This is a genomic window from Flavobacterium sp. (assembly GCF_044348915.1).
Lineage (GTDB): Bacteria > Bacteroidota > Bacteroidia > Flavobacteriales > Flavobacteriaceae > Flavobacterium.
The window spans coordinates 42,348-59,333 of record NZ_JBIKRX010000003.1; the positions used below are offsets into that span (position 1 = coordinate 42,348).

General features: G+C 34.8%; 17 protein-coding genes. 11 read left to right on the plus strand and 6 right to left on the minus strand.

What is annotated here, in order from left to right; all coding sequences use genetic code 11:
* Positions 1 to 16: 16 nt before the first annotated feature.
* A complete protein-coding gene (locus ACIQ1E_RS01160; protein WP_396167945.1) occupies positions 17 to 841 on the plus strand; it encodes a thymidylate synthase in 825 nt (274 codons plus the stop codon).
* A 67-nt stretch (positions 842 to 908) separates the two neighbouring features.
* Positions 909 to 1,334, plus strand: coding sequence for an HIT family protein (locus ACIQ1E_RS01165; RefSeq protein WP_396167947.1), 426 nt, complete (start codon positions 909 to 911; stop codon positions 1,332 to 1,334).
* A gap of 81 nt (positions 1,335 to 1,415) precedes the next feature.
* Here ACIQ1E_RS01165 and ACIQ1E_RS01170 read toward each other — a convergent pair whose 3' ends face one another.
* Entirely contained in the window at positions 1,416 to 1,712 is a 297-nt protein-coding gene (locus ACIQ1E_RS01170; protein ID WP_396167990.1) for an isoamylase early set domain-containing protein, read from the minus strand.
* A gap of 240 nt (positions 1,713 to 1,952) precedes the next feature.
* Between ACIQ1E_RS01170 and ACIQ1E_RS01175 the strand changes: the two genes are divergently transcribed.
* The 4 genes from ACIQ1E_RS01175 (at position 1,953) to ACIQ1E_RS01190 (ending at position 4,359) form a co-directional block, all read left to right on the plus strand.
* Positions 1,953 to 2,291: a 2TM domain-containing protein gene (locus tag ACIQ1E_RS01175; protein ID WP_396167948.1), complete on the plus strand. Its 339-nt coding sequence runs from the start codon at positions 1,953 to 1,955 to the stop codon at positions 2,289 to 2,291.
* A gap of 6 nt (positions 2,292 to 2,297) precedes the next feature.
* Positions 2,298 to 2,783: a dihydrofolate reductase gene (locus ACIQ1E_RS01180; protein ID WP_396167950.1), complete on the plus strand. Its 486-nt coding sequence runs from the start codon at positions 2,298 to 2,300 to the stop codon at positions 2,781 to 2,783.
* A 123-nt stretch (positions 2,784 to 2,906) separates the two neighbouring features.
* Positions 2,907 to 3,638, plus strand: coding sequence for a bifunctional demethylmenaquinone methyltransferase/2-methoxy-6-polyprenyl-1,4-benzoquinol methylase UbiE (gene ubiE / locus ACIQ1E_RS01185; protein WP_396167952.1), 732 nt, complete (start codon positions 2,907 to 2,909; stop codon positions 3,636 to 3,638).
* Between the two features lies 1 nt (position 3,639).
* Positions 3,640 to 4,359: a porin family protein gene (locus ACIQ1E_RS01190; protein WP_396167954.1), complete on the plus strand. Its 720-nt coding sequence runs from the start codon at positions 3,640 to 3,642 to the stop codon at positions 4,357 to 4,359.
* A gap of 47 nt (positions 4,360 to 4,406) precedes the next feature.
* Here ACIQ1E_RS01190 and ACIQ1E_RS01195 read toward each other — a convergent pair whose 3' ends face one another.
* Positions 4,407 to 5,135, minus strand: a complete 729-nt coding sequence (locus ACIQ1E_RS01195) for a TrmH family RNA methyltransferase (RefSeq protein ID WP_396167956.1) — start codon at positions 5,133 to 5,135, stop codon at positions 4,407 to 4,409.
* A 35-nt stretch (positions 5,136 to 5,170) separates the two neighbouring features.
* On the opposite strand from ACIQ1E_RS01195, the gene ACIQ1E_RS01200 reads away from it, so the two are divergent.
* From ACIQ1E_RS01200 to accD, 3 genes are all read left to right on the plus strand, one after another.
* Positions 5,171 to 7,723, plus strand: a complete 2,553-nt coding sequence (locus ACIQ1E_RS01200; protein WP_396167992.1) for a BamA/TamA family outer membrane protein — start codon at positions 5,171 to 5,173, stop codon at positions 7,721 to 7,723.
* 65 nt (positions 7,724 to 7,788) lie between these two features.
* Positions 7,789 to 8,856 (plus strand): class II fructose-bisphosphate aldolase, encoded by a 1,068-nt coding sequence (gene fbaA / locus ACIQ1E_RS01205; RefSeq protein WP_396167957.1) that lies wholly within the window; start codon positions 7,789 to 7,791, stop codon positions 8,854 to 8,856.
* Positions 8,857 to 8,961: 105 nt separating this feature from the next.
* Positions 8,962 to 9,816, plus strand: coding sequence for an acetyl-CoA carboxylase, carboxyltransferase subunit beta (gene accD / locus ACIQ1E_RS01210; protein WP_396167959.1), 855 nt, complete (start codon positions 8,962 to 8,964; stop codon positions 9,814 to 9,816).
* 230 nt (positions 9,817 to 10,046) lie between these two features.
* On the opposite strand, the gene lpxB is transcribed toward accD, so the two are convergent.
* The 3 genes from lpxB to surE form a co-directional block, all read right to left on the minus strand.
* The gene (lpxB, locus tag ACIQ1E_RS01215) at positions 10,047 to 11,171 is read right to left on the minus strand and encodes a lipid-A-disaccharide synthase (RefSeq protein ID WP_396167961.1); all 1,125 of its coding nucleotides are present in this window, start codon (positions 11,169 to 11,171) and stop codon (positions 10,047 to 10,049) included.
* A 103-nt stretch (positions 11,172 to 11,274) separates the two neighbouring features.
* Positions 11,275 to 11,547 (minus strand): hypothetical protein, encoded by a 273-nt coding sequence (locus ACIQ1E_RS01220; protein WP_396167963.1) that lies wholly within the window; start codon positions 11,545 to 11,547, stop codon positions 11,275 to 11,277.
* The gene (gene surE / locus ACIQ1E_RS01225; RefSeq protein ID WP_396167965.1) at positions 11,540 to 12,319 is read right to left on the minus strand and encodes a 5'/3'-nucleotidase SurE; all 780 of its coding nucleotides are present in this window, start codon (positions 12,317 to 12,319) and stop codon (positions 11,540 to 11,542) included. Before surE ends, ACIQ1E_RS01220 begins: the two co-directional genes overlap by 8 nt.
* 190 nt (positions 12,320 to 12,509) lie before the next feature.
* On the opposite strand from surE, the gene ACIQ1E_RS01230 reads away from it, so the two are divergent.
* Together ACIQ1E_RS01230 and ACIQ1E_RS01235 are read left to right on the plus strand one after the other, a co-directional pair.
* The gene (locus tag ACIQ1E_RS01230; protein WP_396167967.1) at positions 12,510 to 14,774 is read left to right on the plus strand and encodes a carboxy terminal-processing peptidase; all 2,265 of its coding nucleotides are present in this window, start codon (positions 12,510 to 12,512) and stop codon (positions 14,772 to 14,774) included.
* Between the two features lie 153 nt (positions 14,775 to 14,927).
* Positions 14,928 to 15,629, plus strand: coding sequence for a DNA/RNA non-specific endonuclease (locus ACIQ1E_RS01235; protein ID WP_396167994.1), 702 nt, complete (start codon positions 14,928 to 14,930; stop codon positions 15,627 to 15,629).
* 117 nt (positions 15,630 to 15,746) lie between these two features.
* Here the strand turns inward: ACIQ1E_RS01235 and rodA are convergent, their stop codons facing one another.
* Complete coding sequence (rodA, locus tag ACIQ1E_RS01240; protein ID WP_396167969.1) at positions 15,747 to 16,982, minus strand: rod shape-determining protein RodA; 1,236 nt, start codon at positions 16,980 to 16,982, stop codon at positions 15,747 to 15,749.
* Positions 16,983 to 16,986 lie beyond the last annotated feature (4 nt).

Here is a 16,986-nt window from a genome sequence, read left to right on the forward strand (position 1 = left end):
TGGAATTTAGGATGATATGAAACAATATTTAGATTTAGTAAAACACGTTTTAGAAAACGGAAATCAAAAAGGAGATAGGACTGGAACTGGAACAAAAAGCGTTTTTGGCTACCAAATGCGTTTTGATTTAGCGGATGGTTTTCCGATGGTAACTACCAAGAAATTACATTTAAAATCTATAATTTACGAACTACTTTGGTTCTTAAAAGGAGACACCAACATCAAATACCTGCAAGAAAACGGGGTGAAAATCTGGGATGCTTGGGCGGATGAAAATGGTGATTTAGGCCCTGTTTACGGACATCAATGGCGCAACTGGAATAGTGAAGAAATAGACCAAATCGCTGATCTAATTCAAGAATTAAAAACCAATCCGAACAGCAGAAGAATGTTAGTTTCCGCTTGGAATCCTAGTGTTTTGCCAGATACCTCTAAATCATTTTCCGAAAATGTGGCCAATACTAAAGCAGCGCTTCCTCCTTGCCATGCTTTCTTTCAATTTTATGTGTCCGATGGCAAATTATCTTGTCAGTTGTACCAACGAAGTGCGGATATCTTTCTAGGTGTGCCTTTTAATATTGCTTCTTACGCCTTACTTACGATGATGATTGCGCAAGTTTGTGATTTGGGAGTGGGCGAATTCATTCACACTTTTGGAGATGCACATATCTATAATAATCATTTTGAGCAAGTAGAATTGCAATTGTCGCGCGAACCAAAACCATTGCCAAAAATGATTTTGAATCCAGCTATAAAAAACATTTTCGATTTTACTTTTGAGGATTTTACCCTAGAAGGTTACGACCCGCATCCTTTGATTAAGGGAAATGTAGCGGTGTAAATTATTCAAGAAAAACGATTACAATCCGAAACAGAATGAATGCTTTTTTCACCAAATAATAAATAAAATGCCAACCCCAGTTTCAGAATGTTTGTATTGCCAAAACAATGAAACATTACACAATTTAATGATAAAAATTTGTGATTTAGAAGTATCACAATTATTCCTATTTAAAGAACAATCCTATATAGGTCGATGTAATGTAGTTTACAAAGACCACGGTATAGAGTTCTACGAACTAAGCGACGACCAACGAAATGCCTTTATGCGTGATGTAGCAACAACAGCAAAAGCCATCAGTAAAGCGTTTATCCCTGATAAAGTAAATTATGGAGCTTACGCCGATACTATTTCACATTTACATATGCACGTAGTTCCTAAATACAAAAACGGTTATGGTTTTGGGGGTGTTTTTGAAATGAACCCACAAAAAATCACGCTTACGGATCTGGAATACGCTGCAATGATCGAAAAGATAAAAGCAGCTCTTTAGTTTTAGCTCAAATATAAAATTTGCAAAAACTATTGGTATAAAAAAGTAAAAATCCGCTTTTCAGCGGATTTTTATTTTGTTCTAAACAGTTACAACACCGTTTTCTGTTCCAGCAAATTCATTCCATTTGAAAGAATCAGCTTCTGGATCGTTTACGTAAGCACCATCAATTAGATACTTGAATTCGTAAGATGCATCTTTTGCTAAATCAAAAACTCCTTTGAAAGTTCCGTTTTTTAATTTTGACAATTCACCTTCAGCTGGATTCCAATTATTAAAATCTCCTACTACTGCAGCAGAATTTGCTTCTTTAGCTTCAACTGAAAATGTAACCTTACAAACTGGCTTTGTTTTTATAACTTGTTTCTTGATAGACATAACTATTTCATTTTTAGAATTATGGCGCAAATGTAAAATAGATTTTTTAACTTTCATTTTTTGAGGTTAACTTTTATGAGTATGACAACAATCCTCATAAAAATAAATTAGATTCCTAATTATATATAAAATTTATTTTTGTATTCAAAATCATAAAACGTTTTCTTGTAACATATTCTTGAACAAAAAATAACTAAATTTGTAAATAATTCTTACCTTTATAATCTAAATCTTGCAATTATGGAAAAAGAACTTCACGAACAATATGAATATGCCCGAAAAAGGCTAAAACAAAAAAAAGGACTCTACTTTCATTTTGTGCTTTTTGTTTTGGGAAGTGCTTTCATGTTTGTTGCCAATCATTTTTTAATTTTTGGAATTCAATCCAATTGGGCGATTTGGGTAATTACATTTTGGGCATTTCTATTTGTTCTAAATTTTATAAAAGTGTACATTACAGACCGCTTTATGAATAAAAATTGGGAAAGAGAGCAAATCGATAAACTAGTTGCTAAACAACAGCAAAAAATCGAACAATTGCAAAACCAAATAGAAGATGATTCTTCTAAAACACAATAATAGCAAATGATTATTTTGATTGCTGCTGTCGCAGAAAACAATGCTCTTGGCAAAAACAACGATTTACTTTGGCATTTACCCAATGATTTCAAGCGTTTTAAAGAAATCACGTCAGGACATTACATTATTATGGGACGAAAAACTTTTGAAAGTTTTCCCAAACCACTCCCAAATCGAACTCATGTAATCATTACTCGACAAAAAGACTATCAATACGAAGGCTGTATTGTCGTTCAAGATTTAGAAAAAGCGATTTCTGTATGTCCCTCAACTGAAAATATCTTTGTTATTGGAGGAGGAGAAATTTACGCACAATCTATCCATTTGGCCGATCAACTTGACATTACTCGAGTACATCACTCCTTCGAAGCCGACGTCTACTTCCCTAATATTGACCCGGAAATTTGGGAAGTAACTGCTGAAACTTTCAATCCAAAAGATGAAAAACACCAGTATGACTATACTTTTCAAACATTTGTGAGACGAAAATAAAAAACACATGATTCAACAGCAGATTCGCAGATTTATTAAAATTATTAAAAAAAATCTGCGAATCTGCGGTTAGTTATTTATTAATCGAAAATCTAGTTTACCTTTGCCTTCAAATTTTAGAAAATGTCAAAAAACATAACACCATATAAAGATTCATCATTGAGCAAAAAAGAGCAGGTTGCCTCGATGTTTGATACCATATCAGGCAATTACGACAATCTCAATCGGGTAATTTCTTTTGGGATTGATGTGAAATGGCGTAAAAAAGTCTTGCAAATAGTATCTAAAACTAATCCAAAAACCATATTGGATATTGCTACCGGAACAGGCGATTTGGCAATTTTGATGGCGCAAACTAAAGCCGAAAAAATCATAGGCTTGGACATTTCGGCTGGGATGCTTGAAGTAGGAAAACAAAAAATCAATGATAAAAACTTATCAAAAAGAATAGAAATGGTTTTGGCTGATTCAGAAAATATGCCATTTGAAGATCATTATTTCGATGCGATAACCGTAGCTTTTGGCGTTAGAAACTTTGAGAATTTAGAAAAAGGATTAAGTGAAATTTTGAGAGTTTTGAAACCAAACGGCGTTTTTGTCATTCTTGAAACTTCAGTTCCAGACAAAACACCATACAAACAAGGATACAACTTTTATAGTAAAAACATCCTTCCAATTATTGGAAAATTATTTTCTAAAGACGATGTTGCTTACGGTTATTTGTCAGAATCGGCAGCAGCTTTTCCTTATGGTGAAGCCTTGAACAATATTTTAAAAAAAATTGGGTTTATAGATGTAGTTGCTTTCCCCCAAACGTTTGGAGTAGCAACCATTTATTCAGCTTCCAAAAAATAATATGAAAAAAATAGTTGTTTTTCTCCTTATATTCCTTGCTTCAAAAGGCGTCGCACAAGCACCAAATAAACTTTTTGGCAAGGACCCGATTATAAACTTAGAAAACTTTCAAAAGAAAAAGCTGCATTTCGGATTCTTTTTGGGCCTTAATTCTTATGATTTCAAAATAGATTATAAAACCATTAGTGAAGATATTCAGGTTAAGAAGAACACGGGCTTCAATGTTGGGCTTGTTGCCAATTTGAGGCTTCAGGAGTACATCGATTTGCGATTTGAACCTGGTTTGTATTACACCAAAAGAGATTTGCAATACCCCACAAGCTATTTCCCAACTAAACCAACTCCGTCGGATTTACTGCGCGAAGTAAATAGCACTTACATTCATTTTCCGTTGTTGTTGAAGTTTTCTTCGCTGAGAACAGGAAATATAAGGCCTTATTTGGTAGGTGGCGTTTCGGCAACACTAAATTTATCAAGCAATGCCAAATCGATCGATGATAATTACGAAGATCGATTTAGAGTTAAGTCTTGGACCACAAATTATGAGTTGGGCTTTGGTATAGATATTTTTTCGGAATACTTTATTTTCTCACCTTCGATAAGAGGCGTTTTTGGTTTAAATGACGAATTGATTCGAGACAACAACCCTGATAGCCCTTGGACAGGCAATATAGAATCGCTGAAAAGCCGCGCTGTTTTGATTAATTTTACATTTCATTAGCGAGAACTTCAGCATTCTGTCCCGAAAACCAACTCGATAATCGTCTTTTATGACAATCTTCGAAATTCACTTAAAATTACCGCGGTAGCAGTGGCTACATTCAAACTTTCCGTTTTTTGAATTGGACCAAATCGAGGAATTGTAAGTCGCTGTTTGATTAATTTTTCTATTTCAGGAGAAATTCCGTTCGCTTCATTACCCAAAACGATAATTCCTTCTTGCGGCAAATCAGTTTTATAGATATTATCACCCTCCATAAAGGTTCCGAAAACAGGCAATGGAGTTTGACTAATTAAAGATTCTAAATCAATATAATTGACATTGACTCTAGCTATTGAACCCATTGTAGCTTGTACTACTTTTGGATTATAAATATCGACTGCATCTTTCGAACAAATCAACTGATTAATTCCAAACCAATCACACAATCGCAAAATCGTACCTAAATTTCCAGGATCCCTAACAGCATCGAGAGCCAGAATCAATCCTGAATCTTGAATTTTCTTCTCATTAGGAATTTTAAAGACCGCCAAACAACTGTTAGGCGTTGACAATACTGAAATTTTTTTCAAATCCCCTTCATCAATATGCACTTTTTTATCAGTAGAAACCTCCTGAAAATCATTTTGAGTGGTAAATAAATGTTCCAATTCAAACTTTGATTCTAACAATTCTTGAATTACTTTTATGCCCTCGGCAAAAAACAATCGATGGATGTTTCGTTGTTTTTTTTGCTGCAAGCTTGTAATAAGCTTTATTTGGTTTTTACTAAGCATAAAATAATGTACTTTTGAATAATATAATTGGGCATTTGAAAAATATCAGTACAAAAATAGCAACATTTATTGTAATTGGAATAATTATCTCAGCCTGTGACGCTGAGAAAAGAGTTCCCAACAATAAACAGCGTCTTACTAAAAATGAGATTTTTGTCAATGAGAAGGCTACAACTATTGAAGATGTTTCAAATCAATTGTATCAAAAACCAAACACATCTTTTTTGGGGTATCATTTACGGCTGAATTTATTTAATCTCGCGAACCCAAATCCGGATTCTACGTATCAGGCAAAATTTACGAAGCATCCAGGGAAATACGAACGGATGTCAAAATGGTTATCCGCCAAGCAAGTAGATCGTTTGGGTCAATCCTTTTTATATAAAGGAATAGATGATTTTTTGAAAAATACAGGTGAACCTCCTGTAATTATTGACACTTCCAAAGCTAAAAAATCTTTATCGAGAGTCAATTATTATTATTTCAATAATGGATTCTTTAACGTAAATTCAAAATTCACGGTAGACAGTTTAAGCCCAAAAAGAGCAAAAATAAAATACAGTATTAACACGGGTGTCCCCTTTTTTATCGACACTTTAACAACAAAAATTCAAACTCCTGCTTTAGATTCATTATATGAAACTAGAAAATCACATAGCGTTATAAAGTCTGGAAAACAGTACAACACAAAAGATTTTGAAGATGAAAAAGATAGAATTACCACTCAATTCAGAAACAATGGTGTATATCATTTTCAGTCTAACAATGTCTCTTTTGATTTAGACACACTCAATAACAATAAAAAAGTAAACGTTAACCTCATAATAAAAGACCATTCATTTCAAGACAAAGACACGACCAGAACAGAGCCTTTCAAAATTTATAAAATAAGCGATGTAAATATTTATACTGATTACTCTGCAACCAATAATAGCAATGTTTTTGCAGACAGCACTACTTATAATAATTTCAATTTATACAGTCACTCAAAATTAAAATACAAGCCAAAAGCGATTACTGATGCAGTTTTTATTACAAAAGGAAGCTTGTTTGCCGATACTAGAACTGTTTTAACTACGAGATATCTAAACAACCTGAAAGTTTTCAACTATCCTACTATTTTGTATGAAGTAGATAAAAGAGACAGCACCGCTCAATCATTAATAGCAAAAGTATACTTATCGCCTCGAAAAAAATACAGCTTAGCAACTACATTCGATGTAACCCATTCGAATATTCAGGATATTGGAATCGCTGGAAGTCTTTCTGAAACCATAAGAAACGTCCTAAACGGCGCTGAGACATTAGAACTTTCGGTTAGAGGAAACATTGGGTCCTCTAAAGATTTGGCCAATCCAGAAAGTAGATTTTTTAACGTTTCTGAATATGGAGTAAATGCAAAACTGAGTTTTCCGAGGATTTGGTTCCCTTTCAAGACGGAAAAAATCATTCCTAAAAGTATGATCCCTTCGACGACACTATCGGCTGGCTTTTCAACCCAAACAAATATTGGTCTTGACAAGCAAAATGCCACTGGGATTTTAGCCTATAATTGGAATCCAAAAAGAAATAATACAGCTCGGTTCGACATATTTAATGTTCAATATATTCGAAATTTAAATCCTGAAAATTACTACAATGTATACGAATCTTCCTATAATGAATTAAATAACATCTCAAAAACGTATAATACTAACCCCAACTATGTTGACACTACAACAGGCGATTTGATTATAGAGGAAGGAACGACAGGTTTTACATACGATGTCTTAACCGCCAAAATTCCAGTACCTACAGAGGAATACAGCACAGTTTTAGGTATTGAAGAACGAAGACAAAGACTTACTGAAAATGATTTTATCCTTTCTACCAGTTACTCTTTTTCAAAAACAACAAGAACAGACCCCAAGGACAACTCCTTTTATCAATTCAGGACCAAAATAGAATCTGCAGGCTCACTCTTGTCATTGATTGCCAATGCAGCAGATTTATCGCAAAACCAAAGTGGCAATTATGAAATTTTCAATTTAGAATATTCTGAATACATAAAAACCGAATTCGATTATGTCAAATACTGGGATCTTTCAAAAGAGAAAGTATTAGCGGTTAGGACCTTTTTTGGAATAGCTTTACCTTATGGAAACTCCAATTACATTCCATTTTCGCGAAGTTATTTTGCTGGAGGATCTAATGACAATAGAGCCTGGGAACCGTATCGTTTGGGTCCTGGAAGCAGTGGCGCCATATTTGACTTCAATGAGGCCAATATGAAAATTGCTTTGAGTGCTGAATTTCGATTTAAAATTGCTGGAAAAATAAAAGGTGCCCTTTTCGCCGACGCAGGCAATATTTGGAATGTACTAGACAATACCACCTATGAACCAGCAACTTTTGACGGTCTAAGTGATTTAAAAGAAATTGCTTTAGGAACAGGTTTTGGGCTTCGATACGACTTAGACTTTTTCGTTGTTCGATTTGATATGGGATTCAAAACCTATAATCCTGCCAATGAAATGGGCAAACGATGGTTTTACGATTACGATTTCGCACATTCTGTTTTTAATTTTGGGATAAATTATCCATTCTAATGCTAATAATTTCTTATTTTTGCAAACTGTTAAACAACTTATAAAAACAACTTAAATAATTTACAATGTCACACAATATCAAACCAGGGGTAGCTACAGGAGATCAAGTTCAGGAAATTTTCAACTATGCAAAAGAAAAAGGATTTGCACTTCCTGCAGTAAATGTTACTGGTTCTAATACAATAAACGGAGTTCTTGAGACAGCAGCAAAATTAAAAGCACCTGTTATTATTCAATTCTCAAACGGTGGAGCACAATTCAATGCTGGAAAAGGACTTTCTAATGCAGGAGAAAAAGCAGCAATTGCTGGAGCAATCGCAGGAGCAAAACACATTCACACCTTAGCAGAAGCTTATGGAGCAACTGTGATTTTACACACTGACCACTGCGCAAAAAAATTATTGCCTTGGATCGACGGTCTATTAGATGCTTCTGAAGCGAATTTTGCAGCTACAGGAAAACCATTATTCTCTTCGCATATGATCGACTTGTCTGAAGAGCCTCTTGAAGAAAACATTAAAATCTGTAGTGGTTACTTAGCTCGTATGAGCAAAATGGGAATGACATTAGAAATCGAATTAGGAATTACTGGTGGTGAAGAAGATGGTGTTGACAACTCTGATGTTGACAGCTCTAAATTATATACTCAACCTTCTGAAGTTTCTTATGCATACGAAGAATTATCTAAAGTGAGCCCAAGATTTACAATCGCAGCTTCTTTCGGTAATGTTCACGGTGTATACAAACCAGGAAATGTAAAATTGACTCCAAAAATCTTGAAAAATTCTCAAGATTATGTTCAAAACAAATTCAACACAGGTCACAACCCAGTTGATTTCGTTTTCCACGGTGGATCAGGATCTACTTTAGAAGAAATCAGAGAAGGAATTAGCTACGGAGTTATCAAAATGAATATTGATACCGACTTGCAATTTGCATTTGCGGAAGGAATTCGTGACTCAATGGTAAACAATATTGACTATTTGAGAACTCAAATTGGAAATCCAACTGGTGCTGATGCTCCAAACAAAAAATATTACGACCCAAGAAAATGGTTGCGTGAAGGTGAAGTAACTTTCAATGCAAGACTTGAGCAAGCGTTTGCAGATTTAAATAACGTTAATACTCTATAAAGTACGAAATACAATATACGAAGTAAGAAGTAAAATAAAATATTAATAAGAATTTAGAAAAGGATTTTTACTCCCAACTTCTAACATCTAACTTCCAACTTAATTATGGCTTGGTTTAAAAGAACAGAAAAAGGAATTACGACAGCTACTGAGGACAAAATGGATATTCCAAAAGGTCTTTGGTACAAGTCTCCTACCGGAAAAGTTATCGATGCCGACGAATTGGCTCGTAATCTATTTGTAAGTCCAGAAGATGATTTTCATGTAAGAATTGGCAGCAAAGAATATTTCGAAATATTGTTTGACAACAACGAATTCCAGGAATTAGATGCAAAAATGACTTCTAAGGATACTTTGAACTTTGTGGATACCAAAAAATATTCAGATCGATTGAAAGACACTATTTCTAAAACCAAATTGAATGATGCGGTTCGAACAGGAGTTGGAAAATCAAAAGGGAAAGATTTAGTAGTTTGCTGTATGGATTTTGCTTTTATTGGAGGCTCAATGGGTGCTGTAGTGGGCGAAAAAATAGCGCGCGGAATCGACCATTCAATCAAAAACAATATACCATTTGTAATGATTTCGAAATCAGGTGGAGCAAGAATGATGGAAGCAGCGTATTCGTTGATGCAATTAGCCAAAACTTCGGCAAAACTGGCTCAATTAGCCGATGCCAAAATTCCTTATATTTCGTTGTGTACAGATCCAACTACAGGAGGAACAACAGCTTCTTATGCTATGCTTGGCGATATCAACATATCGGAACCAGGAGCTTTGATAGGGTTTGCAGGGCCAAGAGTTGTAAAAGACACTACCGGAAAAGATCTACCAGAAGGATTTCAAACAGCTGAATTTGTATTAGAACACGGTTTTCTGGATTTCATTACACCAAGAAAAGAATTGAAAGACAAAATTAATTTGTATATCGATTTGATACAAAATATCAATATTAGATAAGAACTTCAATTTAGGCAATATAAAAAGGCGCAAAAAATAATTTTTGCGCCTTTATTATATAAATCCCGGTTAGTTTATTAATGTAAGCAGACTGGATTGTTTGGTTATTGTAGTACATTACAAGACAAGCTTCTTACTTTACTTACTTCTTCTCCCAAGCTTTCCGCAACACGCTAGAACAAAAAAAACACTACCAATTTTTAATTTGTAGTAATTCGTGGTAACTTTCTTTATTTTATAAATCCTTTTAAATCCTCAATAATCAACCGAGCGGTTTTCTCGCTGGCACCAATACCTCCCAACTTTTCTTCCAAAACTTCGTATTGCTGTAAAAGAGTATTGCGATAATTTGGGTCTAAAATCTTCTTTAATTCCTCTCGAATTTGTTTTTTATTGCAGTTTCCTTGAATTAATTCGGTAACCACTTCCGTATCCATAATCAAATTGACAAGAGAAATATATTTTAAGGTAATAATACGTTTGGCAATTTGGTAAGAAATCGAACTGCCTTTGTAACAAACTACTTCAGGCACTTTGAAAAGAGCGGTTTCCAATGTTGCAGTTCCCGAAGTTACGAGTGCCGCCGTGGCATTGCTCAGTAAATCATAGGTTTTGTTCGAAATGAATTTGATATTTTCATTAGAAATAAATCCTTCATAAAAGGAATATTCCTGACTTGGCGCTCCCGCAATGACGAATTGATAATCGGGAAAATCCTGTACAACACTAAGCATCACCGACAACATTTTGGTAATTTCCTGTTTGCGGCTCCCTGGCAAAATCGCAATGATGGGTTTGTCATTCAGTTGATTTTCTTTTCTGAAAATAGCCGAGTCCTTTACAGGATGATTGTGAATTGCATCAATCAGCGGATGGCCAACAAATTCAACTGGATATTGATGTTTCTTTTCGTAGAAATCTTTTTCGAAAGGCAGAATCACATACATTTTATCGACATCGCGTTTAATATCGGTAATTCGGTTTTCTTTCCAAGCCCAAATTTGTGGTGAAATGTAATAATGTGTTTTGAAACCAGCGACTTTTGCCCATTTGGCTATGCGTAAATTAAAACCGGGATAGTCAATAAAAATGAGTACATCAGGTTGAAAGTCGAGTATATCTTTTTTGCAAATTTTGATGTTATTCAAAATCGTTTTCAAATGAAATAAAACTTCAACAAAACCCATAAAAGCCAATTCTTTATAGTGTTTGACCAAAGTGCCACCAATAATTTGCATCAAATCACCTCCCCAAAACCTAATATCAGCGGTCGGGTCTTCTTTATATAATGCTTTCATCAAATTGGATCCGTGCAAATCGCCCGAAGCTTCTCCTGCTATTATGTAGTATTTCATTTTGAAATTTAATGCTGTTTTATTTCAATCCACTAATAAAATTAAGGGTCATTAAGAATGCTGAAAACCTTAATTTTCTTAACAAACTTAATGATTTAATTTTTTATGCAAATATCGTGAAAATCGCTATACAAATTACTGCTAAAACGACTCCTCGAGCCATTAACTCTTTATTCATTTTAAGCAAAACGCCAAAGGACACTAAATCAAGAATAGCTCCCAGTGTGATCAATTTACCTAATTTTCCCTCCGATTTCATACTTTGTACACCAGTTAAAAAATCGAAATCAGTAAAAAAAGTGATAAAAAGGAAAATACCTAAAATGCAGGCGATTAATCCAATGACAAAACCTATTATTATATCTTTCTTATTCATTCCATTTCCAAGTATTGAGTTGTTGAATCGCGTGATGTGCAGTCAAGTCGAATTGTACTGGAACTATCGAAATATAACCATTAGCAAGAGCCCATTCATCGGTATCTTGGCCCTCGTCTTCGTTTACAAATTCGCCAGTGAGCCAGTAATAATCTCTTCCTTGAGGTGTTTTACGTTTGTCGAATTTTTCTATCCAAAGTGCTTTTGCTTGGCGACAAATTTTAATTCCTTTGATTTCTTTTTCTTCTAATTTAGGAAAATTAACATTCAAAACCACACTTTCGGGTAGTCCTTTTTCTAATACTTCCAATGTAATCGATTTAATGAATGATTTAATGGGTTCAAAATTGGCATTCCATCCATAATCCAAGAGGGAAAACCCAATGGCAGGAATACCTTCGATTCCAGCTTCGACAGCTGCGCTCATTGTTCCAGAATAAATAACATTTATCGATGAATTCGAACCGTGATTGATGCCCGAAACACACAAATCTGGTCTTCTTTGCAGAATTTCATTAGTAGCTAATTTTACACAATCTACAGGAGTTCCCGAAGTGCTGTATTCCTGAATAGCATCGGTATCACTAGAAATTTTATTGATAAACAAGGTATTATTAATGGTAATCGAATGTCCGGTAGCACTTTGAGGGCTGTCTGGTGCGACAACTACAACCGTCCCGATCTCGGACATCACTGCAATCAACGCGCGGATTCCTGGCGCTGAAATTCCATCGTCATTGGTCACTAAAATTAAAGGCTTGGCTTGTTCCACAACTAATTTGTTTTAAAATTTAATAAATTTCTGCAGAAATCTGATTTTATGTTAGCAAAGAAACAAAATTAATCACGTTCGAAGATTATTCCTTTTATAAAAAGAACAATTTTATATCTTTAACAAAATTTTATAGGAGGTTATACTAACGATGGCATAGTTTTTACCGTAATTTGAATTTTGAATATTTATGGATACAATTATTAACTTTATGAAAAGAAATTATAAAATCCTCATCGCTGTTGTCTTATTGTCGGCAAGCTTATTTGCGTTTAAGATGAATTCTGGTAAAGCAGAAGATCCCGAAAAGGATAAGATGCTACTAGAATTATTGACGTTTGTAATCGAAAAAGGGCATTACAATCCAACCCAAATTGACGATGCTTTATCTAAAGGAGTATACAAAGATTATATTGAAGCTTTAGACCCTTCCAAACGTTTTTTCTTGCAGTCAGATATTGATGAATTTTCTAAGTACGAATTGCTTTTAGACAATCAATTACTCAGTAAAGATTTAAGTTTTTTCAATTTAACTTACAATCGTTTGCTAAAACGAATGGCGGAGAGTAAAGGCTTTTATAAAGGTGTTTTAAGTTCTCCATTCGACTATTCGATAGATGAATCTTTCAATACAGATTATGAAAAGGCTCCTTACGCAAAGAACACCGCTGAATTAAAAGAAAGGTGGCGCAAACAAATTAAACTGTCTACACTTTCTTCCTTGACGGATCGTTTGAAAATTCAAGAAAATAAAGAAAAAGGAATTGTCGATAAAGTGGACAAAAATGATTCTGATGTTTTAAAATCTGGAGATATCATCGAAAATACGACTCCTTCGGAAAAAGATAATTCAGCTAATGGAAAACCTAAAACATTCGAAGAATTAGAAAAAATTACCCGTGAAAGTTCGCTGAAATCATTAGATGAATACTTTGGTTTTATGGAGGAATTAACTCAGAATGATTGGTTTTCTGTATACATCAATTCCATAACTGCAAGATTCGATCCACATACCAATTATTTTCCACCAGAGGAAAAAGAGCGATTTGATGTGAGTATCAGCGGAAAATTCGAAGGTATTGGAGCACGTCTTCAAAAGAAAAATGATTTCACCGAAATTACCGAACTTATTTCTGGAGGACCTGCGTGGAGAGGTAAATTACTTGACGCAGGGGATGTAATAATGAAAGTGGCTCAAGGTGCAAAAGAACCCGTTGATATTGTGGGAATGCGTTTGGATGACGTTGTCAAAAAAATCAAAGGGCCAAAAGGATCCGAAGTTCGTTTAACAGTGAAAAAAGTAGATGGATCAATCAAAACGATTTCTATCATTCGGGATATTGTTGAAATTGAAGAAACCTATGTGAAATCAAGCGTTGTAGAAAGAAACGGCGTAAAATATGGGGTCATTTATTTGCCAAAATTTTATATTAATTTCGAAGATAGAAACGGTCGCGACGCGGGAAAAGACGTGGCTGCAGAAGTAGAATTGTTGAAACAAGCAGGTGTTAACGGGATTGCGTTTGACGTGCGTGATGATGGCGGAGGTTCTCTTTCGACCGTGGTGGATATTGCAGGATTATTTATCGAACAAGGCCCAATTGTACAAGTGAAATCGGCTGGAAGACAAAAAGAAGTTTTATACGATAGAGATAAGAAAATCGAATGGGATGGACCTTTAGTGGTGATAGTAAATAGTTTTTCGGCTTCGGCTTCTGAGATTTTAGCGGCAGCTATTCAGGATTACAAAAGAGGGATTGTCATAGGAAGCAAGCAAACTTACGGCAAAGGAACGGTTCAAAATGTAATCGATTTGAATCAGTTTGTCAGAAGTAGTGACAAAGGAGATTTAGGCGCGTTGAAGACTACTACACAAAAATTTTATAGAATAAATGGTGGTTCTACTCAACTCGAAGGAGTTAGTAGCGACGTGGTTATGCCAGACCGATATGCCTATTTGAAAATGGGAGAACGCGATCTTGATAACGCGATGCCTTGGGATAAAATAGATCCTGCATCCTATAATGTTTGGACTAATAATTCTAAATTCAACAAAGCTATTGCTGACAGTAAGAATAGAATTGCTCAAAATCAGCAGTTCAATTTGATTGAAGAAAACGCCAAATGGATCGATGAAAGAACCAAAGAAAACAACTATAGTTTAAAGTTTGATACATTCAAAAAAAATCAGAAAGCCATTGAGGAAACCAATAAAAAATACAAGGTAATTGGAGATTACGATTCTCATTTAAAGTTCACTTCTTTACCTCCAGAAGCCGAAGCTATGAAAACAGATGCTTCGCTTAAAGAAAAGAGAGAAAGATGGCACGAAAGTTTATCCAAAGATGTTTATGTAGAAGAGGCTTTGAATATACTAGATGATTTGCAATCTAAGCCAGTCTTGAAGAAATCGACTCCAGTAGCCATAAAAAAAGACAAGAAGGTTAAGTCTTAAAAAAAGGATTTAATGAATAAAACGAAATTGTTTAACAGTGTAACGCTCCAGAAATTCAAATTAAAGTTCTGGAGTGTTATTTTTTTTGGGATGATTACAGTTTTAATTTTCAGCTTCATATCGGCTTCGATTTCTTCGGATGAAAGTTCAAAAATGGAACAAGCTACTATGGCTCGATCGTTCGATTATTTGCCAACATCAACCACCAAGCAGATTGTAAAACACGATTATTATACTTTATCATACAACGAGAAATATGAGCAAGCCGAGTGGGTAGCTTATGAATTGAAAAGGAGTTATGTGCGAAGTAGTAATTATGATCGGCCTTATTTTATTGAAGATCCAAAAGTAAAAACGGGCTCAGCCGATTGGAGAAATTATAAAAAATCAGGTTATGACAAAGGACATCTTTGTCCGGCTGGTGATATGGCATTTGCATTTAATGCTTACAAAGACACTTTTTTCACTTCAAATATTTCACCGCAAACTCGTGACTTCAATGGAGGTGTTTGGAATAGATTGGAGCAAAAAGCACGATATTGGGCGACGAAATATGATGGTGTTTTCGTAGTTACGGGCGGAGTTTTAGAACCCAATTTAAAAACAATTGGTCAAGAGAAAGTCTTGGTCCCTCGTTATTTTTATAAAATTTTACTTGACAATTCTAACGGGCAATATAAAATGATTGCTTTCTTGGTGCCAAATACCAAAAGCAACGAGCCTTTATATGAGTTTGTAGTTTCTGTTGACAGCATCGAAAAAATGACAGGAATTGATTTTTTCCCAAAACTAGACGATAAGATTGAAAACAGTCTAGAAAAAAGAAGCGATTATAAAGATTGGAGTTTCAAATAATACCAATTGTAATTTTAAAATGGTCTAATCCATGTAAAAATTTTACAATGGTTTATGCCGATAGACAATATATTGAGTACAATTTATTGGACTCTTATATATTGCTAATCGGTATAACTACCACTCATTCACCTTATTGGCATCCATTTTTATAAAAATGAAGAGCAAAATGGTGAATCCCCAAAGTCCGGAACCTCCATACGAAAAGAACGGCAATGGCACTCCAATGGTTGGGAAAATACCCAAAACCATGGCAATATTCACAAAAAAGTGGATAAATAAAATGGCAGCCACACAATAGCCATATACTCGGCTAAATTTTGTTTTTTGTCTTTCGGCCAAATATATTATTCGAAGAAGCAAGCCTGCAAATAGACCAACAACCACTAGTGAACCTATGAACCCCCATTCCTCACCAACAGTCGTGAAAATGTAATCGGTGTGCTGCTCAGGGACAAATCCTCCTTTGGTCTGAGTGCCTTCAAGAAACCCTTTCCCAAACCAACCTCCTGAACCAACGGCAATTTCAGATTGATTGGTATTGTATCCAATCCCTTTCATATCCACGGATTTCCCTAGTAAAATATTAAAACGATCACGGTGGTGTTGCTTAAAAACATTGGTGAAAACATAATTTACAGAAAGAACAAAGCCAGAAATCAAAACAAAAAGGATGCTACTCAAAACGATGTTTCGATCTGCTAATCTTGATTTGAAATGAATGATTAAAAGGACTAAAAGAGCAATCAAAATGACATACTGAGGTTGTAAAACCAGTGTAAATACAAATAATAAAATAGCAGAAAAACCTGTCCATAAATACCATGCAGGTAATCCTTCACGGTATAAAACAATAAAAAACACACTGTAAATTAGGGCGCTTCCTGGGTCAGGCTGAGGCAAAATAAGCATTACCGGTATAAAAACAATGGCTAGTGCTTGAAGTTGGTTGTTGATGTCTTTTAAATTGATTTGCGAGTCACTCAAATATTTTGCCAATGCCAATGCTGTTGCGGCTTTAGCAAATTCTGAAGGCTGAAGCGTAAAACTTCCAAAACCATACCAACAACGTTGACCAGCAATAGTTTTACCAAAGGCAAACAAACCCAATAACGAAACTAATGATATTCCATAAATGATACTGGCATATTTTTCGTAAAGCTTTCCATCTACGTAGAGTACAATGAAAATTAATGGAATCGTTAAAACAATAAAAATAAATTGTTTGGTAGCAGTTCCTTCCATCGACGATAGGGAGGATGAGTATATGTTCAACCAACCTAATATGACCAAAACTATATAAATAGTAATGCATATCCAGTCGATGTTGTTGGTTAAACTTTGATTTTTCATTTTT

Bases quoted from the DNA above. Each gene is read 5' to 3' on its own strand.
- ACIQ1E_RS01160 (WP_396167945.1), top strand. From the start codon at position 17: ATGAAACAATATTTAGATTTAGTAAAACACGTTTTAGAAAACGGAAAT.
- ACIQ1E_RS01165 (WP_396167947.1), top strand. From the start codon at position 909: ATGCCAACCCCAGTTTCAGAATGTTTGTATTGCCAAAACAATGAAACA.
- ACIQ1E_RS01170 (WP_396167990.1), bottom strand. From the start codon at position 1,712: ATGTCTATCAAGAAACAAGTTATAAAAACAAAGCCAGTTTGTAAGGTT.
- ACIQ1E_RS01175 (WP_396167948.1), top strand. From the start codon at position 1,953: ATGGAAAAAGAACTTCACGAACAATATGAATATGCCCGAAAAAGGCTA.
- ACIQ1E_RS01180 (WP_396167950.1), top strand. From the start codon at position 2,298: ATGATTATTTTGATTGCTGCTGTCGCAGAAAACAATGCTCTTGGCAAA.
- ubiE (WP_396167952.1), top strand. From the start codon at position 2,907: ATGTCAAAAAACATAACACCATATAAAGATTCATCATTGAGCAAAAAA.
- ACIQ1E_RS01190 (WP_396167954.1), top strand. From the start codon at position 3,640: ATGAAAAAAATAGTTGTTTTTCTCCTTATATTCCTTGCTTCAAAAGGC.
- ACIQ1E_RS01195 (WP_396167956.1), bottom strand. From the start codon at position 5,135: ATGCTTAGTAAAAACCAAATAAAGCTTATTACAAGCTTGCAGCAAAAA.
- fbaA (WP_396167957.1), top strand. From the start codon at position 7,789: ATGTCACACAATATCAAACCAGGGGTAGCTACAGGAGATCAAGTTCAG.
- accD (WP_396167959.1), top strand. From the start codon at position 8,962: ATGGCTTGGTTTAAAAGAACAGAAAAAGGAATTACGACAGCTACTGAG.
- lpxB (WP_396167961.1), bottom strand. From the start codon at position 11,171: ATGAAATACTACATAATAGCAGGAGAAGCTTCGGGCGATTTGCACGGA.
- ACIQ1E_RS01220 (WP_396167963.1), bottom strand. From the start codon at position 11,547: ATGAATAAGAAAGATATAATAATAGGTTTTGTCATTGGATTAATCGCC.
- ACIQ1E_RS01230 (WP_396167967.1), top strand. From the start codon at position 12,510: ATGGATACAATTATTAACTTTATGAAAAGAAATTATAAAATCCTCATC.
- ACIQ1E_RS01235 (WP_396167994.1), top strand. From the start codon at position 14,928: ATGGAACAAGCTACTATGGCTCGATCGTTCGATTATTTGCCAACATCA.
- rodA (WP_396167969.1), bottom strand. From the start codon at position 16,982: ATGAAAAATCAAAGTTTAACCAACAACATCGACTGGATATGCATTACT.